17 protein-coding genes are annotated in these 21,539 nt (G+C 56.7%); 4 read left to right on the forward strand and 13 right to left on the reverse strand.

The features are described 5' to 3' along the window. The first annotated feature begins 118 nt into the window (after positions 1-118). Positions 119-1,024, forward strand: a complete 906-nt coding sequence (locus PMI17_RS15060) for a LysR family transcriptional regulator ArgP (RefSeq protein WP_007890292.1) — start codon at positions 119-121, stop codon at positions 1,022-1,024. Between the two features lie 38 nt (positions 1,025-1,062). Here PMI17_RS15060 and PMI17_RS15065 read toward each other — a convergent pair whose 3' ends face one another. Further along, positions 1,063-1,791 carry an oxidative stress defense protein gene (locus PMI17_RS15065; protein WP_007890293.1) on the reverse strand — a complete coding sequence of 243 codons (729 nt, stop codon included), beginning with the start codon at positions 1,789-1,791 and terminating at the stop codon, positions 1,063-1,065. Between the two features lie 220 nt (positions 1,792-2,011). On the opposite strand from PMI17_RS15065, the gene PMI17_RS15070 reads away from it, so the two are divergent. Then, on the forward strand, positions 2,012-3,319 hold the full coding sequence (locus tag PMI17_RS15070; RefSeq protein ID WP_007890294.1) for an MFS transporter: 1,308 nt from the start codon (positions 2,012-2,014) through the stop codon (positions 3,317-3,319). On the opposite strand, the gene PMI17_RS15075 is transcribed toward PMI17_RS15070, so the two are convergent. Next, positions 3,306-4,004 carry a hypothetical protein gene (locus PMI17_RS15075; protein WP_007890295.1) on the reverse strand — a complete coding sequence of 233 codons (699 nt, stop codon included), beginning with the start codon at positions 4,002-4,004 and terminating at the stop codon, positions 3,306-3,308. The two genes, PMI17_RS15070 and PMI17_RS15075, sit on opposite strands and share 14 nt — an antisense overlap. A gap of 57 nt (positions 4,005-4,061) precedes the next feature. On the opposite strand from PMI17_RS15075, the gene PMI17_RS15080 reads away from it, so the two are divergent. Beyond that, on the forward strand, positions 4,062-6,320 hold the full coding sequence (locus PMI17_RS15080) for an FAD-dependent oxidoreductase (protein WP_036621416.1): 2,259 nt from the start codon (positions 4,062-4,064) through the stop codon (positions 6,318-6,320). On the opposite strand, the gene argO is transcribed toward PMI17_RS15080, so the two are convergent. The 6 genes from argO to tkt all read right to left on the reverse strand — a co-directional run bounded on the left by argO (position 6,317) and on the right by tkt (position 13,876). Further along, positions 6,317-6,940: an arginine exporter ArgO gene (gene argO / locus PMI17_RS15085; protein ID WP_007890297.1), complete on the reverse strand. Its 624-nt coding sequence runs from the start codon at positions 6,938-6,940 to the stop codon at positions 6,317-6,319. The genes PMI17_RS15080 and argO overlap by 4 nt on opposite strands. Before the next feature lie 129 nt (positions 6,941-7,069). Then, complete coding sequence (gene mscS / locus PMI17_RS15090) at positions 7,070-7,945, reverse strand: small-conductance mechanosensitive channel MscS (protein WP_007890298.1); 876 nt, start codon at positions 7,943-7,945, stop codon at positions 7,070-7,072. Positions 7,946-8,133: 188 nt separating this feature from the next. After that, positions 8,134-9,213 carry a class II fructose-bisphosphate aldolase gene (fbaA, locus tag PMI17_RS15095; protein WP_007890299.1) on the reverse strand — a complete coding sequence of 360 codons (1,080 nt, stop codon included), beginning with the start codon at positions 9,211-9,213 and terminating at the stop codon, positions 8,134-8,136. Positions 9,214-9,317: 104 nt separating this feature from the next. Further along, positions 9,318-10,481 carry a phosphoglycerate kinase gene (gene pgk, locus PMI17_RS15100; protein WP_007890300.1) on the reverse strand — a complete coding sequence of 388 codons (1,164 nt, stop codon included), beginning with the start codon at positions 10,479-10,481 and terminating at the stop codon, positions 9,318-9,320. 51 nt (positions 10,482-10,532) lie between these two features. Continuing rightward, a complete protein-coding gene (epd, locus tag PMI17_RS15105; protein WP_007890301.1) occupies positions 10,533-11,552 on the reverse strand; it encodes an erythrose-4-phosphate dehydrogenase in 1,020 nt (339 codons plus the stop codon). Positions 11,553-11,884: 332 nt separating this feature from the next. Next, positions 11,885-13,876 (reverse strand): transketolase, encoded by a 1,992-nt coding sequence (tkt, locus tag PMI17_RS15110; protein WP_007890302.1) that lies wholly within the window; start codon positions 13,874-13,876, stop codon positions 11,885-11,887. 273 nt (positions 13,877-14,149) lie between these two features. On the opposite strand from tkt, the gene PMI17_RS15115 reads away from it, so the two are divergent. Beyond that, positions 14,150-14,905 (forward strand): M48 family metallopeptidase, encoded by a 756-nt coding sequence (locus tag PMI17_RS15115; RefSeq protein WP_007890303.1) that lies wholly within the window; start codon positions 14,150-14,152, stop codon positions 14,903-14,905. A gap of 123 nt (positions 14,906-15,028) precedes the next feature. Here the strand turns inward: PMI17_RS15115 and PMI17_RS15120 are convergent, their stop codons facing one another. From PMI17_RS15120 to PMI17_RS15140, 5 genes are all read right to left on the reverse strand, one after another. Continuing rightward, positions 15,029-15,436, reverse strand: a complete 408-nt coding sequence (locus PMI17_RS15120; RefSeq protein WP_007890304.1) for a YidB family protein — start codon at positions 15,434-15,436, stop codon at positions 15,029-15,031. A gap of 54 nt (positions 15,437-15,490) precedes the next feature. After that, positions 15,491-16,411, reverse strand: coding sequence for an agmatinase (gene speB / locus PMI17_RS15125; protein WP_007890305.1), 921 nt, complete (start codon positions 16,409-16,411; stop codon positions 15,491-15,493). 264 nt (positions 16,412-16,675) lie between these two features. After that, positions 16,676-17,902: an HlyD family type I secretion periplasmic adaptor subunit gene (locus PMI17_RS15130; RefSeq protein WP_007890306.1), complete on the reverse strand. Its 1,227-nt coding sequence runs from the start codon at positions 17,900-17,902 to the stop codon at positions 16,676-16,678. Next, the gene (locus PMI17_RS15135) at positions 17,899-20,070 is read right to left on the reverse strand and encodes a type I secretion system permease/ATPase (RefSeq protein ID WP_007890307.1); all 2,172 of its coding nucleotides are present in this window, start codon (positions 20,068-20,070) and stop codon (positions 17,899-17,901) included. Before PMI17_RS15135 ends, PMI17_RS15130 begins: the two co-directional genes overlap by 4 nt. Then, a complete protein-coding gene (locus PMI17_RS15140) occupies positions 20,067-21,518 on the reverse strand; it encodes a TolC family outer membrane protein (RefSeq protein ID WP_007890308.1) in 1,452 nt (483 codons plus the stop codon). Before PMI17_RS15140 ends, PMI17_RS15135 begins: the two co-directional genes overlap by 4 nt. Positions 21,519-21,539 lie beyond the last annotated feature (21 nt).

Raw genomic sequence — 21,539 nt, forward strand, 5'->3', positions numbered from 1 at the left:
GCGCGACTGTTGAACAGCCGATTTAAGTCTTTGGAAGCCAGCCCGCAAAAAAGCGCCACAGCACAATTTGAGCGTTTTATGGCATAGTAACGTCCACCCTGAACGAGAGAGAACAACAATGAAACGCCCGGATTATCGAACGCTTCAGGCGCTGGATGCTGTGATTCGCGAGCGCGGCTTCGAGCGCGCCGCGCAAAAACTCTGTATTACGCAATCTGCGGTTTCGCAGCGTATTAAACAGCTGGAAAATTTATTCGGTCAGCCGCTGCTGGTGCGCACCGTGCCGCCGCGCCCCACCGAACAGGGACAAAAACTGCTGGCGTTATTGCATCAGGTTGAGCTGCTGGAAGAGGAGTGGCTGGGTGACGATAACGGCGGTACCACGCCGCTGCTGCTGTCGCTGGCGGTTAACGCCGACAGCCTGGCAACCTGGCTGCTGCCCGCCCTGAAAGATGTGCTGGCCGATTCGCCGGTGCGCCTGAATTTGCAGGTAGAAGATGAAACCCGCACCCAGGAACGTCTGCGTCGCGGTGAAGTGGTTGGCGCGGTGAGTATTCAGCCACAGCCCTTGCCAAGTTGTTTGGTTGATCAGCTGGGTGCGCTCGATTATCTGTTCTGCGCTTCGCCTGATTTCGCCGCACGTTATTTCCCCAACGGCGTGACCCGCTCCGCATTGCTCAAAGCACCGGCGGTAGCATTTGATCATTTAGATGATATGCATCAGGCGTTTTTGCAGCAGAACTTTGACCTGTCGCCAGGCAGCGTGCCCTGCCACATCGTTAACTCGTCAGAAGCCTTTGTGCAGTTGGCGCGCCAAGGTTCGGTGTGCTGTATGATTCCGCATCTGCAGATTGAGCGCGAGCTGGCGCAAGGTGAGCTGGTAGATTTGACGCCAGGTTTGTATCAGCGTCGCATGCTGTACTGGCACCGTTTTGCCCCAGAAAGCCGTTTAATGCGCAGCGTTACGGATGCGCTGATTGCGCACGGACATCGCGTGCTGCGCCAGGATGTTTTGCCTGCATAATGATCAGGTCGCCATAAACGGCGACCTGACTTAAAGCCTTACGGCGTATTCGGTTTAATCTCGAACACCACATCCACCTGATCGTCAAAGTGAATGCTCTGCTGCTCGTAAGTTTGCTGTGCGGTGGTGTCAGCCGGCGCTGCCGCGGCTTTGTACATCCGCGCCATCGGCATTGGTTGGTAGTTAGCAACGTGGTAACGAATGCTGTAGACCGAACCCAGTTTAGCGTTGAAGCCTTCAGCCAGCGCATTGGCCTGCTGCGTGGCGTTAGCAATCGCCACTTTACGCGCCTTCTCTTTATAGCTGTCAGGATTCGCCACACCCAACTCTACCGAACGAATTTCATTCAGGCCGGATTTTAGCGCGCCATCCAGCAGCTCGTTCAGCTTATCCAGCTGACGCAGCGTCACCTGTACCTGACGCTCCGCACGATAACCTTTCAGCACCGATTTGCCTTCTTTGGTGTAGTCATACTCCGGCTGGGTGCTGAGGTTTGCCGCATCAATATCTTTTTTCTCGATGCCATTCTTTTGCAGGAAATCGAAATATTGCGCCACGCGGTCATCAGCCTGTTTCTTCGCTTCCGCCGCGTCTTTCGACGAAACATTCACCACAATAGCGAGCGTAGCGATATCGGGCGTGGCATCAACGCTTGCCTGTCCTGACGTCACCACATGCGGTCCATTTGGTAGTTCACCCGCGTGGACTAAACCGGACAGTGCGCCGGTGCTCATTACGGCGGCCAGCGCCAGTGCTTTCAGTTTCACGAAAGTCCTCCTTGAGGGATTCAATTTACAGGTCGCCACTATGGCTAAACCTAAAACACATTAACATGTGTGCTTATCTGATTTTTAAACTGACTAAAAGTTCGGGCATGCTGCGGTTTAAACCTGGCCGCGATCGCAAATTTTAATGAACAGATTGGCCGAAACTTCACTTAAACGTTTCTATTAAAGAAACACCCCCTGCATTCGGGAGAGTTGCATTATGACAGAACAGCCCCTGAGCCAAACCGCTGCCAGCCTTCCCGCCGGACGTACGCGCTTTCTGATGCTCGGCCTGGTGTTTATCAACATCATCATCAACTATATGGATCGCACTAACCTGTCGGTTGCCGCCACGGAAATGGCCGGAGAGCTGCGCTTCACGCCGCTGGAAATGGGGTTAATCTTCTCAGCGTTCGGCTGGATTTACGCCGCCTTGCAGATCCCCGGCGGCTTCCTGATTGATCGCCTTGGCGCGCGCGTGGTGTATGGCGTTGGTCTGTTCGTCTGGTCTTTAATCACCGCGCTGCATGCGCTTGCCAACAGTTTTACTGCGCTATTTGGCCTGCGGCTCGGCGTGGGTGCGTTTGAAGCGCCAGTGATGCCCGCCAACAATCGGGTGATCTCCAGCTGGTTCCCGGAACAGGAGCGCGCCAGCGCCATTGGTATCTACTCTTCAGCGCAGTTTGTTGGCCTGGCCTGCATGACACCGCTGCTGTTTCATGTGCAGGCTGCGTTTGGCTGGCGCGGACTGTTTTTGATTACCGGTTTGGCGGGCATGATTTGGTCGCTGGTGTGGTATTGGCTCTACCGCGAGCCAAACCACCATAAAGGTGTGTCCGACGCTGAACTGAACTACCTGCGCAGTAACGGTGCGCTCCTGGAAAGTGAGCATAAGAATCAATCACCGCAAGCGCGCTGGCGCGATTTGGCGCAGATGTTCCGCAGCCGCAAATTGGTCGGCATCTATATTGGTCAGTTCACCATCTCTGCCACCTTCTGGTTCTTTCTCACCTGGTTCCCGACCTATCTGGTGGAATATCGCCATATGGGATTCATCAAAAGCGGCTATGTTGCCTCAGTGCCCTATTTCGCCGCCTTCTGCGGAGTTTTGCTGGCCGGCTTTGCCTCAGATCGAATGATACGACGCGGCGTGTCCGCCAGCGTGGCACGTAAGCTGCCGGTGATTCTTGGCCTGTTCCTGACGCTGTTTATCCTGGGTGCCAATTACACCGATGATTCCGCGCTGATCATTCTGTTTATGTCGCTGGCGTTCTTCGGTAACGGTCTGGCAACCATCACCTGGGTGTTTGTGACGGCGCTGGCGCCGCGTCATTTGATTGGCCTGGCGGGTGGGGTGTTTAACTTTACCGGCGCGCTGTCATCGATCGTCGTGCCGATTGCCATCGGTGCGCTGATTGATGGCAACAACTTCGCGCCAGCACTGGCATTTATTGCGGTACTGGCCGCGATTGGCATCTGCAGCTATCTGTTTATCGTCGGGAAAATCGACCATGTTAGCGCGGGCTGACAACTATCTGCGCCAGCGATTGCAGCTGTTGCAACCGCTGCGCGAGATGCGCCTCATCGTGCTGCCAGATTTTGGCAAAGGCCAGCGCCGCGCGATTGTGATTAATCGGCTGCGCCATGCTGATTTCACCGTCATCACGATGCCAAATCAGATGATCTGCCGCACGCTTGCGTGCCAGCAGCGGCGCAATGTGCTGCCACTGTTCGTCGCTAAAACGCGGGCGCAGCACCTCATCACTTTCGGCGGCCAGCAACGACACGCCAATCACCGACTGCCACGCAGGCAGCATGCGGAAACCCGCCAGCGCCTGGCTGGCGTTGGTGCGCTCCCCCGGCTCGGAGTGCCAGATATAGATCACCTGATCTTCCCACAGCACGCCCAGCGCCACCACAATGTCGCGCGGCGCGTGCATTTCCAGTTGCGGCAGCGCCTGAGCAAACAGCGAGGAGCCGCGAATCGCCTGCGCCGCCAGCGCGTGAATGCCGGGACCGGGCAGATAGCGCCGGTGCTCATCCTGCGTCGTCAATCCGATGGAAGCCATGGTCATCAGCAGGCGATTAACGCGCGTACTGTTCATCCCCATCTGACGCGCCAGTTCGCGACAGCCCACGGCTTTATCGCTGGAGACCAGATATTGCAGGCAGCGAATACCGTCGATCAGGCTTTGGTTGGGTTGAGAAGACATAGATCACCTGCGGCGGGGAAAACTCAATCTTAGCCTTAGAGTTAGAGGAATGAAATGATGCAAACTTTCTCTTCGCAAAATGCGCGTCACTTTCCGCAGCAGCGATTACAAGCGGACTTACTGATTGCTGGCGGTGGATTAGCGGGCGTGTGTGCGGCATTGGCCGCCGCGCGTGATGGCCTTAGCGTAATCTTGATACAGGATCGCCCGGTATTAGGCGGCAACGCCTCCAGCGAAGTGCGTTTGTGGGCCAATGGCGCCACCTCGCACATGGGTAATAATAATCGCTGGGCGCGCGAAGGCGGTATCATGGGCGAGATCATGGAGGAGAACCTGTGGCGCAATAAAGAAGGAAATCCGGTGCTGTTCGATATGGTGCTGCTGGATATCGTGCAGTCGCAGACCGGTCTAACGTTACTGCTCAACACCGTGGTTACCGACATCGAAAAATCCGGCCGCAGCCTGCAGGCGGTGCGGGCTTTTAACGCCATCAATCAAACGCAGTATCACGTCTCGGCAGCGCAGTTTATCGATGCCAGCGGCGATGGCGTGTTGGGGTATCTGGCTGGCGCGGCGCATCGCGTGGGAGCAGAATCCATTGAAGAGTTCGGCGAGAAGATGGCACCGGGCGAAAATTTCGGTCACAAGCTCGGACACTCGATCTACTTCTACACCAAGCGCTCTTCCCAGCCGGTGCGCTTCGTGCCGCCCTCTTTCGCGCTAAAAGAGATCACCGCGATTCCGCGTTACAGACGCCTGACCTCAGCACTGAACGGCTGCGACTTATGGTGGCTGGAATGGGGCGGACGGCTTGATACCGTGCATGAGAGCGAAACCATCAAATGGGAGCTGTGGAAAATCGTTTGGGGCGTGTGGGATTACATCAAAAACTCCGGCGAATTCCCCGATGCCGACAACCTCACCCTCGAATGGGTTGGCCTGATTCCCGGCAAGCGCGAAAGTCGGCGTTTTCTCGGCGATACCCTGCTCTGCCAACAGGATATTATCGAGCAGCGCGATCATTACGATGCGGTCGCGTATGGCGGCTGGTCGATTGATCTGCATCCAGCCGACGGCGTATACAGCGAGCACGATGGCTGCCGCCAGTTTCACAGCAAAGGCACCTACACCATTCCATTCCGCGCGTTGTACAGCCAATCACTGGATAATCTGTTGTTAACTGGCCGGCTCATCTCCGCCACTCACGTCGCTTTTGGCAGCGCACGCGTGATGTGCACCTGCGGCGTGCTGGGTGAAGCCGTGGGTCGCGCGGCGGCGCTGTGCCAGCAACAGCAGATCACCCCCGCCGAACTGGCACAGCCGGAGCGCGTGGGTCAGTTGCAGCAGCATCTGCTGCGCGCCGGCGCGTTTATCCCGCGACATCGGCTAGAGAATCCGGCGCGCAATGCCCACGTCACCGTCAGCAGTACTTTTGAACTCCGCGCCCTGCCCGCCGATGCCGGCTGGCAATCCCTGCAATCACGCTGTGCGCTACTGCTGCCGTTGAAAGCCGGTGAGCGCTTGCCAACGATCAGTGTGCAACTGCGTGCCGCACAGACGCAGAAACTGCAGGTATCGCTGCTTACCAGCGACAATCCTGCCAATACCTGCGGCGATCGCCCGATCGCCACGCAGTATATTGAGGTCAACGATCAGGGCGCTTATCGTCTGAGCTTTGATTACCTCGCTGATTGCGATCGCTATGTGTTTATCACTTTCGCAGAAAATCCAGCGATTGAGATAGCGCTCACCAGCCAGCGCTTGCCGGGTGTCATGATGGTGTTCAATAGCCTTAACCCGCGCGTGGCGAAACGCACGCGTCAAATTAACGATGGCGATTACGGCGTCGACGAGTTTGATTTTTGGCTGCCGCGCCGAGCGCCACAGCAAATCCTGCTGGCCTTTGCGCTGGAAACACCGCTGCAGTTGTGGCACCGCGACTATCTGCTCAACGGCAAGTTACGTCCGGAGCAGCACACCAACTGCTGGGTACCCGCACCGGATGACCCGCATCCCAGCGTCAGCTGGCAATGGCCGCAGCCGCAACAGGCCCGCCAGATCACCCTGCTGTTTGATAACGATTTTGATCATGCAATGGAAACGGTGCAGATGGGCCATGCGCAGGCGGTTACGCCGCACTGCACCACGCATTATCGCCTGTGGCTGGATGAGAAGTTGCTGGCCGAGGTGACGGAGAATCACCACTCGCTTTGTCATCACCGGGTTCCGCAAGATGCGACCTTCCAGCAGATTCGGCTCGAGCTGCTGGCCAGTGCAGGCGCGCCGCCTGCACTGTATGGCCTGCATCTGGATTAGAAGGCAGCCATGCCCTGACGCGCCAGCTGAATGGCGATAAACCACATCACGCCGCCGACTAACAGATTGATAATCCGCTGCGCCCGTACGGTACGCAGGCGCGGTGATAGCCATGCCGCCAGCAAAGCCAGGCCGAAGAACCAGATGATCGATGCACTTACGGTGCCCAGAGCAAACCAGCGGCGTGCATCCGCGGAGGGCAGCTGGCTGCCGAGGCTGCCGAGCACCACAAAGGTATCGAGGTAGACATGCGGATTAAGCCAGGTGACCGCAAGGATAGTGGCGATGATGCGCCAGCGCCCCTGCTTCAACTCCGCGTCAGATGTTAGCGACACATCACCTTGCCAGGCACTGCGCAGCGCACCCCAGCCATACCACAGCAGAAACGCGACGCCCGCCCAGGTAATCAGCATCAGCAGCATCGGTGATTGATTGAGCAACGCGCTACCGCCAAAAATGCCGCCGCAGATCAGCGCAATATCGCTGAGGGTACAGAGCGAAGCGGTCATCAGATGGTAGTGGCGCTTAATGCCCTGATTCATCACGAAAGCGTTTTGCGGACCTAGCGGCAGAATCAGCGCAGCACCTAAAGCAAGCCCTTGTAAATAAACAGATAACACAGCGATATTCCTGAAAATGGGGGAAGATGCTGTGCAGTATAGTGACGCAATGTTATTAGAGGAAATTGAAAAAATTAATTGGGTATTAGCTTAATTAATAAGAAAGGCACCCGCAGGTGCCTTGCTCAGTTACTCGGTGCGGGCGGGCAGCTGTTGCTCGCTCTTCACCTGATGCAGATGCACATCCATCTGCGGGTAAGGAATACCGATGCCGTTCGCGTCTAGCGTACGTTTGAAGTTCTTCATCAGATCCCAGTAGACGTTCTGCAGATCGCTACTTTTGCTCCAGCAGCGCACCACGAAATTGAGCGACGATGCAGCCAGTTCATTCAGGCCAATCTGGATGCCCAGATCTTTTAATACGCGCTCATCCGCTTCAACCACTTCCTTGAACAGCGCAATCACTTGATCGACATCCGCATCGTAGGCCACGCCAATAATGAATTCATTACGGCGGATCGGCTCACGCGAATAGTTAATGATATTGCCGGCGATGATTTTACCGTTTGGCACCACCACGATTTTGCCATCGGCGCTTTTCAGCGTGGTAGAGAAGATCTGCACATTCTGTACGGTGCCCATTACGCCGCCAAGATCAACAAACTCACCGGTTTTGAACGGACGGAAGGTAACCAACAGTACACCCGCCGCGAGATTCGACAGCGAACCTTGCAATGCCAAACCGACGGCCAAACCGGCGGCACCCAGCACGGCGATCACCGACGCAGTTTGCACCCCGACGCGGCCCAGTGCGGCAATAATGGTGAAGGCGATAATGCCGTAACGCACCATGGCAGAGAGAAAATCGGCCACTGTGGCATCAATATGACGCGCCAGCAGCACGCGGTTAATCGCATTAGAGATGATGCGGGCGATGAACATACCGATAATGATGGTAATGATTGCCGCCACAATATTTACCGCGTAGCTCAGGATCAGTTCCTGATTGCGTACCAGCCATCCACCGGCACTGTTAATGCCATTAACGACATCTAAGTCTTCCATTTGTTAGCCCTGTTAGTGAGTTTCCCGCAGGAAAATGCAAAAAACTGCCAGATTGACTCCGACACTCCGACTACAAGGGTAAACAATAATGGAGCGAAGCGCCAAAAATGGCCTGAATTTACGGGCTTTTCCAGATGAGACGCATAAAAAAAGGCCCTTTCGGGCCTTTTTTGTACTGTAAGGAAAAATTACAGTACGTCGACAGCGTTAAGCTCTTTGAAAGCTTGCTCGAGGCGAACAACCATTGATGCCTGAGCAGAACGCAGCCAAACGCGTGGATCGTAGTATTTCTTGTTCGGGCTATCCACGCCGTTAGGGTTACCCAACTGCGCTTGCAGATAGTCTTCGTTCTTTTTGTAGTACTGCAGAATACCGTCCCATGTTGCCCATTGGGTATCGGTATCGATATTCATCTTGATCACGCCGTAGCCGATAGACTCTTCGATCTCTGCAGCAGAAGAACCTGAACCACCGTGGAACACGAAGTCCAGCGCGTTATGCGGCAGATTGTGTTTCTTGGTTACGTATTCCTGAGAATCACGCAGGATGGTTGGGGTCAGTTTCACGTTGCCTGGCTTGTACACACCGTGCACGTTACCGAAGGAAGCAGCGATGGTGAAACGTGGGCTGATTTTGCTCAGCTCGGTGTAAGCGTAATCAACGTCTTCTGGCTGGGTATACAGTGCAGAAGCGTCCATGTGGCTGTTGTCCACACCGTCTTCTTCGCCACCGGTGCAACCCAGTTCGATTTCCAGCGTCATATCCAGCTTGGCCATGCGCGCCAGATACTTAGAAGAGATCTCAATGTTCTCTTCCAGTGACTCTTCAGACAGGTCGATCATGTGTGAGGAGAACAGCGGCTTACCGGTTTTCTTGAAGTGCTCTTCACCCGCATCCAGCAGACCATCGATCCACGGCAGCAGTTTCTTCGCGCAGTGGTCGGTGTGCAGGATAACTGGCACGCCGTATTGTTCCGCCATCAGATGCACATGGTAAGCACCCGCGATAGCGCCGAAAATTGCCGCGCCCTGTGGTTTATCGGTTTTGAAACCTTTACCGGCGATGAAGGCAGCACCACCATTGGAGAACTGAACGATGACCGGCGCTTTCACTTTGGCCGCAGCTTCCAATACTGCATTGATGGAGTCCGTGCCGACGCAGTTAACTGCTGGCAGAGCGAATTTGTTCTCTTTCGCTACCTGGAAAATTTTCTGAACGTCGTCACCAGTGACAACGCCGGGTTTTACGAAATCAAAAATTTTAGACATGGTTGTGTCCCGTTTCGTTACCGTTCATCCCCGAAGGGATTGCGATTTGATTGCCCAAGAAAGGGCTAGCCTTCAGGCGACGCCAAAGCGCCGCCCCCAAAGAATTACTGCTTCGCGCGCTCTTCCAGCATAGCAACAGCTGGCAGTTTTTTGCCTTCCACGAACTCGAGGAATGCGCCGCCGCCGGTAGAGATATAAGAGATCTTATCTTCGATACCGAACAGGTCGATAGCGGCCAGTGTATCGCCGCCACCTGCAACAGAGAACGCTTCGCTATCGGCGATGGCGTTCGCCACGATCTCGGTGCCTTTACGGAAGTTCGGGAACTCGAACACGCCAACCGGGCCGTTCCACAGAATGGTTTTCGCGCCTTTCAGGATCGCTGCCATTGCCTGAGCGGTTTCGTCGCCGAAGTCCATAATCTCTTCGTTATCCGCCACTTCAGAAACCTTTTTCACGGTTGCCGGTGCAGTTTCAGAGAATTCCGTGCCTACGCGGGAATCGGTTGGAACCGGAATGCCGTGCTCGTCACGCAGCTTTTTGGCCGCTTCGACGAAGTCTGGCTCGTACAGAGATTTACCGACGTTGTTGTCGATGGCCACGAAGGTGTTGGCGATGCCGCCGCCCACAATCACGGTGTCGGCGATCTTAACCAGCGACTGCAGCACATCAAATTTGGTAGAAACTTTAGAACCGCCAACCACAGCAACCAGCGGACGCTCTGGATTGCTCATCACTTTACCCAGCGCTTCCAGCTCAGCTGACAGCAGCGGACCCGCACAGGCGATTGGTGCGAACTTGCCCACACCGTGAGTCGACGCCTGCGCGCGGTGCGCGGTACCGAACGCATCCATGACGAAGACGTCGCACAGGGCGGCATATTTCTTCGACAGGGTTTCTTCGTCTTTTTTCTCGCCTTTGTTGAAGCGTACGTTCTCCAGCACCACCAGCTCACCCGCGCCCACTTCTACGCCTTCGAGATAGTCTTTCGCCAGGGTGACATTGGTGCCATTCAGTTTGTCTTTCAGGTAGTTAACAACCGGTAGCAGGGAGAACTCTTCGTTGTATTCACCTTCGGTCGGACGACCCAGGTGAGAGGTAACCATCACTTTCGCGCCCTGTTTCAACGCCGCTTCGATGGTAGGCAGAGAAGCACGAATACGTGCATCTGACGTCACTTTCCCTTCTTTCACTGGCACGTTGAGATCGGCACGGATCAGAACGCGTTTACCAGCAAGATCCAGATCGGTCATCTTAATTACAGACATGGTGAACCCTCTCGTTGATTCTCATAAGTTTTGCCAGACGCAGTCCGCGTCTTACCTGAAACCGCTTGCGGCCATTGCTAACGTGGTGTCGATCATGCGGTTAGCAAAGCCCCATTCGTTGTCACACCAAACCAGCGTTTTGATAAGGTGATGACCACTAACCCGCGTTTGCGTGCCATCGACTATGGCACTGTGCGGATCATGGTTAAAATCTACTGAGACTAACGGTAATTCCGTATAGTCAACTATACCACGAAACGCCCCTTCTGACGCGTTTTGCAGCAACGCATTGACCTCACACGCCTTCACCGCTTCGCGCACCGACACGCTCAAATCAATGGCTGTCACGTTGATGGTCGGCACGCGCACCGCAATCGCTTCAAAGCGATCGTTAAATTTCGGAAAAATACGGGTAATGCCAGCAGCAAGACGCGTATCTACCGGGATGATCGATTGGCTGGCGGCGCGGGTACGGCGCAGGTCGCTGTGATAGGCGTCAATCACCTGCTGGTCGTGCATCGCCGAGTGAATCGTGGTCACAGTGCCCGATTCAATGCCAAAGGCGTCATCCAGCAACTTGATCACCGGAATAATGCAATTGGTGGTGCAGGATGCGTTGGAGACAATGCGGTCAGTTTGTTTAAGAGCCTGTTCGTTTACGCCGAACACGACGGTGGCATCGAGATCGTTGCCGCCCGGATGCGAGAACAACACCTTCTTCGCGCCCGCCTGCAGATGCGCTTCACCATCGGCGCGGCTACCGTAAACACCGGTACAATCCAGTACGATATCCACATTCAGTTCGCGCCACGGCAGCACATCAATTTCGGCCTGATGCAGGATGCGGATGGTGTCATCGCCCACAAACAGCTGATCGCGCTCCTGGCGCACATCAAAGGCAAACCGGCCGTGGCTGGTGTCGTACTTCAGCAGATGCGCCATACCGGCAGCGTCTGCCAGTTCGTTAATCGCCACTACGGTGATCTCGGCGCGGCGGCCGGTTTCATACAGGGCTCGCAACACGTTGCGCCCGATACGGCCAAAACCATTTATTGCTACGCGAACGGTCATCTCTACCTTCAACCACACCCGAAAAAACGTGCCGATTAGCCTGAGCGTTTCACACCGTTTTGTACAGGGAATTATTGTCCGTCAGCACTGGCCAGATGCAGTCTTTCGCTTACAACTGAAACGGTTCAGCTAGAGTAATGCATGCGCGGAATAACGGGAATGATTGCGATCAATTGAGTGGCGGAATATTGGATCTGCGTCACAAATTTTACGCTGAGGGATTATTACTGCAGGAATAATTGAACCGTTTCACCCTTAAGTTACAAAGCGGATAAAACGAGGGCAGCTCAATTGAGCTGCCCTGTAAGGTCGCCATTCATGGCGACCGCCTATTACAGAATGGATTTCGCCGTTTTAACCACGTTCTCAACGGTGAAGCCAAACGCTTTAAACAGCTGATCCGCTGGCGCCGACTCACCGAAGGTGGTCATGCCGACGATCGCGCCGTTCAGGCCGGTGTATTTGAACCAGTAGTCCGCGATACCCGCTTCGATCGCTACGCGCGCCGCCACCGCTTTCGGCAGCACCGATTCACGGTACGCCGCATCCTGCTTGTCGAACGCGTCGGTGGATGGCATGGAGACCACGCGCACCTTGCGGCCTTCCGCCGTCAGCTGGTCAAACGCCGCTACCGCCAGCTCCACTTCCGAACCGGTGGCGATCAGGATCAGCTCCGGCGTGCCGTTGCTGTCCTTCAGCACGTAACCGCCGCGCGCCACGTTAGCCAGCTGCTCAGCGCTACGATCCTGCTGCGCCAGGTTCTGACGCGAGAAGATCAGCGCCGACGGGCCGTCAACGCGCTCGATGGCGTACTTCCATGCCACCGCCGACTCAACCTGGTCGCACGGGCGCCACAGGCTCATGTTTGGCGTCACGCGCAGGCTGGCCATCTGCTCAACCGGCTGGTGCGTCGGGCCATCTTCACCCAGGCCAATCGAGTCGTGGGTGTAGACCATGATCTGACGGATTTTCATCAGCGCGGCCATACGGGCGGCGTTGCGCGCGTACTCGACGAACATCAGGAACGTCGCGGTGTACGGCAGGAAGCCGCCGTGCAGCGCCAGGCCGTTGGCGATCGCGGTCATACCGAACTCGCGCACGCCGTAGTGAATGTAGTTGCCCGCTGCGTCTTCGTTGATCGGCTTCGAGCCGGACCACATGGTGAGGTTGCTTGGCGCCAGGTCAGCCGAGCCGCCCAGATATTCCGGCAGGATTTTACCGAAGGCTTCGATGGCGTTCTGCGAGGCTTTACGGCTGGCGATTTTCGCCGGATTGGCCTGCAGCTGCTCGATAAACGTCTGCGACTCGCTGGCCCAGTTAGCCGGCAATTCGTTGTTCACGCGACGTGTAAACTCGGCAGCCAGCTCCGGGTGCGCGGCGGCGTAGGCGGCAAACTTTTTGTCCCACGCGGACTCCTTCGCCTGGCCGGCTTCTTTGGCGTCCCACTGCGCGTAGATGTCTGAAGGGATTTCAAACGGACCGTGGTTCCAATTCAGTGATTTGCGGGTCAGCGCGATTTCATCGGCACCCAGCGGCGCGCCGTGCGAGTCGTGCGTGCCGGCTTTGTTCGGCGAGCCGAAGCCAATCACGGTTTTGCACATCAGCAGCGAAGGCTTGTCGGAAACCGCTTTGGCTTCTTCAACGGCTTTCCTGATGGCGTCCGCATCGTGACCGTCCACGCCGCGCACCACGTGCCAGCCGTAGGCTTCGAAACGTTTGGCGGTGTCGTCGGTGAACCAGCCGTCGACGTGACCGTCGATGGAGATGCCGTTGTCGTCATAGAAGGCGACCAGTTTGCCCAGCTTCAGGGTGCCGGCGATGGAGCACACTTCGTGTGAGATACCTTCCATCATGCAGCCGTCGCCCATAAACACGTAGGTGTTATGGTCTACGATGTCATGGCCCGGACGGTTGAACTGCGCCGCCAGCGTGCGCTCGGCAATGGCGAAGCCAACGGCGTTAGCGATGCCCTGGCCCAGCGGGCCGGTGGTGGTTTCCACGCCTGCGGTGTAGCCGTATTCCGGGTGGCCTGGAGTTTTGGAGTGCAGCTGACGGAAGTTCTGCAGCTCGCTCATTGGCAGATCGTAGCCGGTGAGGTGCAGCAGGCTGTAAATCAGCATTGAGCCGTGACCGTTCGACAGCACAAAGCGGTCGCGATCTGCCCACAGCGGGTTAGTAGGGTTATGGTTCAGGAAGTCTCGCCACAGTACTTCGGCGATGTCCGCCATGCCCATCGGGGCACCCGGATGTCCCGAATTGGCTTTCTGTACTGCATCCATACTTAACGCGCGAATGGCGTTGGCAAGCTCTTTACGAGAGGGCATCTTCTACTCCAGGTCGGATTAATGCTCCGCCACGCTTAACTTATTGTAATTAATCAGTTATAAGGCGAAGCGAGAAAAAAGTCGCACATCAATGTACATGAAAATCAGGGCAAAAGTACATGCATCGGGGTGCTAAATAGCGGGTAAACGGTTGCATTTCCGGCCTTGTCTGCTAGCCATTGAATAAGTTGCGAGCTATAACCAATGCGTTTAAACACCTGCCACGGTTTCAGGTGTTTGTTTTCTTTACCTTGTTACCTAAAGGATGCGGATATGAAAATGAGAGCCACGATTGTTGCTCTGGGCCTGGCTTCGCTGCTGAGCGGCTGCGAAGGATTCGACAACAACGCGCTGCTGCAATCTGGCGCGCAGGCTTATCAAGCCTATGCGCTGAACGATTCACAAGTGAAGGAGTTGAGCGACCAATCCTGTGCGCAGATGGATAAAGACAACCAGCTTGCGCCCGCCAACAGTGAATATCAGCAGCGGTTGAATAAAATCGCTGCCGCGCTCGGCGACAATATCAACGGCGTACCCGCCAACTACAAGGTGTATCAAACCAAAGACGTCAACGCCTGGGCGATGGCCAATGGTTGCATCCGCGTGTATAGCGGGCTGATGGATATGATGACCGATAACGAAGTGGAAGGCGTGCTCGGCCATGAAATGGGCCACGTTGCGCTGGGTCACACACGTAAAGCTATGCAGGTCGCGCTGACCACCACGGCGACACGCACTGCGGCGGCATCGGTAGGCGGCGTGATTGGCTCGCTGTCACAATCGCAGTTGGGTGAAATGGGCGAGAAGCTGGTCAATGCACAGTTCTCGCAAACCCAGGAGTCACAGGCCGATGATTACTCTTACGATCTGCTGAAAAAACGCGGCGTGAATCCAATGGGCCTGGCGACAAGCTTTGAGAAGTTGGCAAAACTGGAACAGGGGCGCCAGAGTTCGATGTTTGATTCTCACCCGGATTCTGAAGCACGCGCGCAGCATATCCGCGAACGTATTGCCGCAGACGGGAAGTAAAATTCCCCTCACCCTAGCCCTCTCCCGCAAACGGGAGAGGGAATAGTTAGAAGGGTGAAATTAGCTGGATCGGCTCCCTCTCCCGCGCGCGGGAGAGGGTTGGGGTGAGGGAACGTAGCAGCTTTAACGCTTAAATATGCCGTCCACCATCGCACCCAAATCCTGCGTGCTGGACGTATCGATGTGGCCCTGCGGCGATAACTTATCAATCACCTGCGGCAGCAACGCCGCCAACGTACCGGATGCGCCATTCACATCGGTGCCTAACTTGTCCGCCAGCGACTGGAGCTGCCCAGGCTCAAGTGCATTTTGAATATCGCCGCCGCCAATCGACTGGTTATCGCCGCTGCCGATCCAGGTATTCAGCACCTGCCCCAGTCCGCCCTGTTGAAACTTCTGCAGCAGCACTTCCACACCGCCCTGCTCCTGCACCCAGTTCCAGATAGCCATCAGCTGCTGGAGCTGATTGCCCTGTCCACTTGCGCTGTTGCCATTGCCCAGCGATCCCACTAAATCGTCTAGCAAGCCCATAAAAGCCTCCGCAGATTAATTAACCGCCACTAAGTGTAGCCGCAGGCGCAAGGATTAACCTTTATTCGCCGCCTGAACGTGCAGCATATCCAGCGCCAGTGTGGCCGCCGCCAGCGAAGTGAGATCGGCGTGGTCGTAACCCGGCGCCACTTCCACCAGATCCATACCAACGATATTCATGCCCTGCAAACCGCGAATCAGCTTGGTGGCTTTATCGCTGCTCAGGCCGCCAATCACTGGCGTGCCAGTGCCCGGCGCATGGGCAGGATCAAGGCAATCGATATCAAAGGTCAGATACACCGGCAGATCGCCGACGGTGCGCTTCACTTCCGCCAGTATATCGTCGACGCTGCGATCGTTGACTTGCGCCGCATCCAGCACGTTGAAGCCAAGGCTCTTGTCGAACTCGGTACGAATACCGATCTGCACCGAATGCTGCGGATCGATCAAACCTTCTTTCGGCGCGGTGAAGAACATGGTGCCGTGGTCGAAGGTTGGACCGTTAGAGTAGGTATCGGTATGCGCATCGAAGTGCACCAGCGCCATTTTACCGAAGTGCTTAGCGTGCGCGCGCAGCAGCGGCAGCGTCACGTAGTGGTCGCCGCCGAAGGTCAGCATGCGTTTACCGTTCGCCAGCAGCTTCTCGGCGTGCGCCTGCAGTTTGTCCGACAGATCCTGTGAATCGCCGAAGGCATACACCAGATCGCCACAATCGACGACGTTCAGACGCTGACGCAGATCGAAATCCCACGGCCAGCGACAGCCTTCCCACGCCAGATTAGTGGAAATCTGACGAATCGCGCCCGGCCCTAAACGGCTGCCCGGACGGCCTGATGTCGCCGCATCGAAAGGAACACCGGTAATCACCCACTCCGCATCGCTGTCGTAAGGTTGGAAGTTCAGCGGGAAGCGCATGAAACCGAAAGCGTTAGAAACCAGGGAGTTATCGTACTGATTGCCCAGGGTGTTATACATAAATCGTCCTCTTTAATCCGTCATTAGCCTAATAAGGTATACCCTAAATAATTCATGCTGTAGGAAGGCGGCAAACGAGCGAATCCCGATGAGCTTACTTGAGTAAGTGATTCGGGTGAACGAGAGCAGCCAACGCACCTAGAGCATGAAGTATTTAGGGTATAGATGAAAAAAATCCCCTCCGCGTCGTTAGGCCCGACGAGGAAGGGATGATGGGCGCGATTATCGCGAAGATTGCAGCGCCCTGCAATCGGGCAGCAAAAATCAGCGTTCGCGCATCGCCTCTTTGCCTTTATTAAACGGTTTAATCAGATAATCCATCACCGTCTTCTCGCCGGTTTTGATATCCACGGTAGAAACCATCCCAGGACTGATGGAGAAGCGCTTACCGGCTTTATTCTGTACGTAGTCGTTATCGGTACGGATAAACACGCGGTAATAGTAGATCTCCGGTTTGACCTCATCCTGAATGGTATCCGGCGAAATGCTCTCCACCACGCCGTTGAGGCCGCCATAAATGGCGTAGTCATAGGCGGAGATCTTCACCACCGCGCGCTGGCCGGGATGAATAAAGGCGATATCACGCGGCGACAGGCGCGCTTCTATCAGCAGGCGATCGTTCATTGGCACGATGTTCATCAGCTCACCATTCGGTGGCACCACGCCGCCGACGGTGGAGACTTTGATGTTTTTCACAATGCCGCGCATCGGTGAACGGATGGTTAAACGCGTTACCGTGTCTTCACGCCCTTTCACCACCTGCGCCATGCTGTCGGCTTCGGCGTTGGCCTTCGCCAGCTCTTCGCGCGCCTGCACGTAATATTGCGAGCGCATGTCAGTAAGCTTCAGCTCCAGATCCGATTTATCACGCTGCAAACGCAGCACCTCCACGCTACTGGCCGCGCCGGTTTTCGCCAGGCGCTGCGTAATCGCCAGTTCGCGGTTGGCCAACGCCAGCGACTCTTTAAACTGCGCGGTGGCATCGGAGAGCTGAGCGCGGCGGGTTTTGTACAGCCGGGTTTCTGAGGCCTCCAGCTCGGGAAACTTATCCAGCTCCGCCGGGAAAGTGAGCGGCTGATCGTTCACTTCCGCCGTCAAACGGGCCGCCGCTGCCAGCGCCGCACGATAGCGCGCTGCACTCTCACCGACGTTGGATTGCGAACGCGTGGCGTCAAGCTTGGCCACAATCTGTCCGGCCTGCACCTGATCGCCTTCATGCACATACAGCTCGGTCAAAATGCCGCCCTCCAGCGATTGCAGCACCTGATCGCGCGAGCTGGGGATCACTTTGCCGGTGCCGGTTGAGACTTCATCCAGCACGCCAAGCCACGCCCAAATCACCGTGACGAGGATCAACGCGGTGCTGATGACAATCAGCCGCACGGCGCCGGTGTAATGGGTTTCGGATCGCAGCTCGCCCAGCAGATCGTCGGAGGAGTCCACCTCTGCGGCGGTCACCAGCCGCAGTCTTGCCGGTAATTGTTTGATCATGATTGCGCCTCCGGTTGACTACCGTTAGCGCGCGGCGACGGCAAGGCGTTCTCTTTCGGGCTATCCATCACCAGCTGTCCCTCTTTCAACACCAGCACACGATCCACCAGCGCCAGGATCGCCGCGCGGTGCGTGGCGACGATCAGCGTGCGACCATTCAGCCACTGGCCAAGACGTTCGATAAACTCCTTCTCGGTGTGATCGTCGAGCGCCGCCGTCGGCTCATCCAGCAGGATAATGTTGGGATCGCGCAGCAGCATACGCGCCAGCAGCAGCGACTGGCGCTGACCGCCAGAGAGCCCGGTGCCACCTTCCATAATCGGATGATCGAGACCGAGCGGCAGACGACGAATAAAATCTGCCCCGCCGCTGACGGTCAGCGCGCCAAAGATGGCATCATCGGTGGCGTGCGCCGCGCCGAGAGTCAAATTTTCACGCAGCGTACCGTGAAACAGGCGCGCATTTTGCGTCAGCAGGCCGACGTTGCGTCGCACGTCGGCAACATCGATATGCGGCAAACTGAGGTTATCCAGCCGCAGCTCGCCGCCGACTAAATCAATGCCGCCGCACATCGCCTGCAGCAGGGTCGATTTGCCGGAACCGTTGCGCCCCAGCACCGCAATGCGCTCGCCCGGTTTAATCGTCAGGCTTTTAATGCGTAGCGCGATAGTCATCGAATCGGTGTAGTAACGGAACATGGCGTCGGTGAACTGATAGTGACCAAACAACACCGGCGTGTGAATGCGCGTCTCGTCCTTGCTGTTTTCCACTGGCAAGTTCATCAGCGCATCGAGGCTGCCTTTCGCCGCTTTCACCTGCTGCCAGCGCGCCAGCACGCCGCACAGCGTCGCCATCGGCGCAATCATGCGTGAAGAGAGCAGCGACGCGGCCACGATGGCACCGGTGGTGATATCGCCGTCGATCACCATCGGTGCGCCGATGACGATCACGCTGGCATACACCAACCCTTGCACCGTCACGCCCCAAGTAATCAGCGAGTGCATCACTTTGCGCATCTCGACGCCGGATTGGGCGGTAATGCGAATGTAGCTGTTCCACTGCTGCAGGAAGCGATCTTCCGCCTGCATTAGCTTGATGTCCTCCAGCCCTTGTACGCTCTCCACCAGCACCGCGTTACGCAGCGTCGACTCTTTCAGGTTTTGCTGCGCCAGCTTCGACAGTTTTTTCTGGCTCAGCACCCCCGGCAAGATCATCAGCAGCACCGCCACCGGCGCAATCCAGGCCAGCTGCGGCGCGATGATTGCCATCACCAGCAGGAACAGCAGGAAGAATGGCATATCGACAATCGCCGTCACCGTGGTGGAGGTGACCATTTCGCGGATCGACTCCAACTCGCGCAGCTGCGAGATGAAGGTGCCGGTCGAACGCGGCACCGCGCTGCTCCGTAGCCGCAGCGCGTGACCAAAGACGCGATCGGAGACGCGCATGTCGGCGCGTTTACCCAGCAGATCGGTGACGTGATCGCGCCCGACGCGCAGGATATAGGTGAACACCACCGAGATAATCACCCCGATATACAGCACATACAGCGTCGGGTAGGACTGCGCCGGAATCACCCGGTCATACACCTGCATTGAGAAGATAATGCCGACCAGCGCCAGCAGGTTGATCAGAAACGATCCCAGCATCACGTAGCCGTAAGGACGCAGATCGTTCAGCACCAGGCGGCGCAGCCAGTCCGGTTTCACCGTCGACAGATAGCGATCAACGCGGCTGTCTTTGGCCGCCGTCACCGGCCGCAGCGCGGCGGCAAAGCGGATTTCCGGTAGCAGCGTTGCCAGCGCAATCGGCGCTGGCTGTTCATCACCGGCAAAGTGCACCCGCACCTCATCGTCACCGTCAAACTGGGTGATCACGCCCACCTGACCATCGGCCAGCTCTACCGCCAGCGGCAGCCGCCAGCTGGTGATCTCCCACTTATTCTCTTCATACAGCTGCAGCGATAAACCGGCCTGGCGCGCCAGATGGCGCAACGCTTTGTCACGCGTCTGTTTGCCTTGCCACTCCGCAGCGGCCATGATCATCCCCGGCGAACAGGGCAAGCGATAATGACCGGCGATCAAGATAATGGCGGTGGCCCATCCGTGCAGGGGCACATTTCCCCCGGAGGCGCTATCGGGCGCATCGGGCAGTTGTAGTTGCGTCATGGCTGGATCTCCACGGACTGGATCCGCTGATTATTCAGGGCAAACGCCGACCGCATATGCCCGGTGCTGTAGAGGCAATCGAGCTGCAGTGAGCGTAACTGGCTGATGGTTTGCTGCAGCGTGAAACGGGTCTGGAACACCTCCTGCTCGGCGTTGAGCACGTCCAGCAGCGGACGCGTGCCAAGCTGCAGATACTGATCCTGATACAGCGACTGGGTTTTCTCACCCAACGTCTGTTGCCGACCCATGATGGCGAGGCTGAGCGCCAGGCTTTGCGACTCGTTCTGCGATTCGCTCAGCTGCTGCCGCGCCTTGAGCCGCGCCGAGTTGACGGCCGCATTGGCGGCGCGCAGCGCATTGGCGGCCGCGTCACGGCTGGCGGTGATGCCACCGCCCTGATAGAGCGGCATCTCGACTTTGACAAAGGCGGAATATTGCGTGCGATCCAGACTTTCACTGCCGGAGTAGTGATCGTTGAGATAATGCGTCACCTGCGGTTCCAGCGAGATGGTGGGCATATTTTGCGCATTCGCGTTATCGAGTTTTGCCTGCGCCTGATTGGCCTGCGCCCAGGCCGCCAGCACCGCTGGATTGAGCTTGTCATCGGCTTTCGCCATCTGACAGGATTTGGTGAGATTGGTGGGGAAATCATCGCTGACTTTTTTCACCAGCGGCCAGCCCAGATAGGTCGCCAGCGTGGCGCGCCAGCGGTTAAGATTGGCCTGATACTGCGTCAACGTGGTACGCGCGCCTTCGATACGCGCATCGGTTTGCGTCGCATCCGACAGTGACGCCGCGCCCTCTTCATTCCGCTGGCGCGCCAGATCGCCAATTTTACTCAGCGCCGCCAGCTGCTGCTGCGCAATCGTCACCAGTTGCTGATAACCCTGCACTTCCACCAGCGCTGCCGCGGTATCGTGCGCTACGGTGTCAATACTCACCAACACGTTGGCCTGCTCCTGCGCCACGCCCGCTTCGGCGGAACGCACCGAGCTGCTGACCTTGCCAAAGTCATACAGCATCTGCGAAACCGACAGCACAAACGATGGGCTGAAGCCCTTTTCGCTATAGGCGTTACTGTAGCCGTTATTCATCCCGGCACTGATTTGCGGATAGTATTTGGCTTTCGCCACATCAACCTGATTGGCCTGTTCCAGCATCTTGCCAACGGCTTCGGCAATATCCGGATGCCACTGAATGGCGCGCTGCACGGCCTGGTTGATGGTGAGAGAGTCGGGTACGTTGGCAAGGGCCGGTTCAGCCACCTCGCCGGCTAATGAAGGGAGTTCCTGTTGTTGCGCCAAACCTGCTGAAGTAATACGCCCCGCGTTGGTTAACGCGTCACTGGCCGCTAAAAGTTGAGAACTGTAAAGTAAAGCCATGCCCGCACAGAGAACGCTGAGCTTAAACGAACGGCGAAAAGTTGCGCCTGAGTGCATCAGTTCCATCGATAGTCCACCAGTCAATAA

The organism is Pantoea sp. GM01, from assembly GCF_000282675.1.
Lineage (GTDB): Bacteria > Pseudomonadota > Gammaproteobacteria > Enterobacterales > Enterobacteriaceae > Pantoea > Pantoea nemavictus.

Coding starts and splice junctions, on each gene's coding strand:
- PMI17_RS15120 (WP_007890304.1), bottom strand. CDS start 15,436: ATGGGCTTGCTAGACGATTTAGTGGGATCGCTGGGCAATGGCAACAGC.
- pgk (WP_007890300.1), bottom strand. CDS start 10,481: ATGTCTGTAATTAAGATGACCGATCTGGATCTTGCTGGTAAACGCGTT.
- PMI17_RS15115 (WP_007890303.1), top strand. CDS start 14,150: ATGAAAATGAGAGCCACGATTGTTGCTCTGGGCCTGGCTTCGCTGCTG.
- PMI17_RS15060 (WP_007890292.1), top strand. CDS start 119: ATGAAACGCCCGGATTATCGAACGCTTCAGGCGCTGGATGCTGTGATT.
- PMI17_RS15070 (WP_007890294.1), top strand. CDS start 2,012: ATGACAGAACAGCCCCTGAGCCAAACCGCTGCCAGCCTTCCCGCCGGA.
- epd (WP_007890301.1), bottom strand. CDS start 11,552: ATGACCGTTCGCGTAGCAATAAATGGTTTTGGCCGTATCGGGCGCAAC.
- speB (WP_007890305.1), bottom strand. CDS start 16,411: ATGTATAACACCCTGGGCAATCAGTACGATAACTCCCTGGTTTCTAAC.
- PMI17_RS15075 (WP_007890295.1), bottom strand. CDS start 4,004: ATGTCTTCTCAACCCAACCAAAGCCTGATCGACGGTATTCGCTGCCTG.
- PMI17_RS15130 (WP_007890306.1), bottom strand. CDS start 17,902: ATGATCAAACAATTACCGGCAAGACTGCGGCTGGTGACCGCCGCAGAG.
- fbaA (WP_007890299.1), bottom strand. CDS start 9,213: ATGTCTAAAATTTTTGATTTCGTAAAACCCGGCGTTGTCACTGGTGAC.
- PMI17_RS15080 (WP_036621416.1), top strand. CDS start 4,062: ATGCAAACTTTCTCTTCGCAAAATGCGCGTCACTTTCCGCAGCAGCGA.
- tkt (WP_007890302.1), bottom strand. CDS start 13,876: ATGCCCTCTCGTAAAGAGCTTGCCAACGCCATTCGCGCGTTAAGTATG.
- mscS (WP_007890298.1), bottom strand. CDS start 7,945: ATGGAAGACTTAGATGTCGTTAATGGCATTAACAGTGCCGGTGGATGG.
- PMI17_RS15135 (WP_007890307.1), bottom strand. CDS start 20,070: ATGACGCAACTACAACTGCCCGATGCGCCCGATAGCGCCTCCGGGGGA.
- PMI17_RS15140 (WP_007890308.1), bottom strand. CDS start 21,518: ATGGAACTGATGCACTCAGGCGCAACTTTTCGCCGTTCGTTTAAGCTC.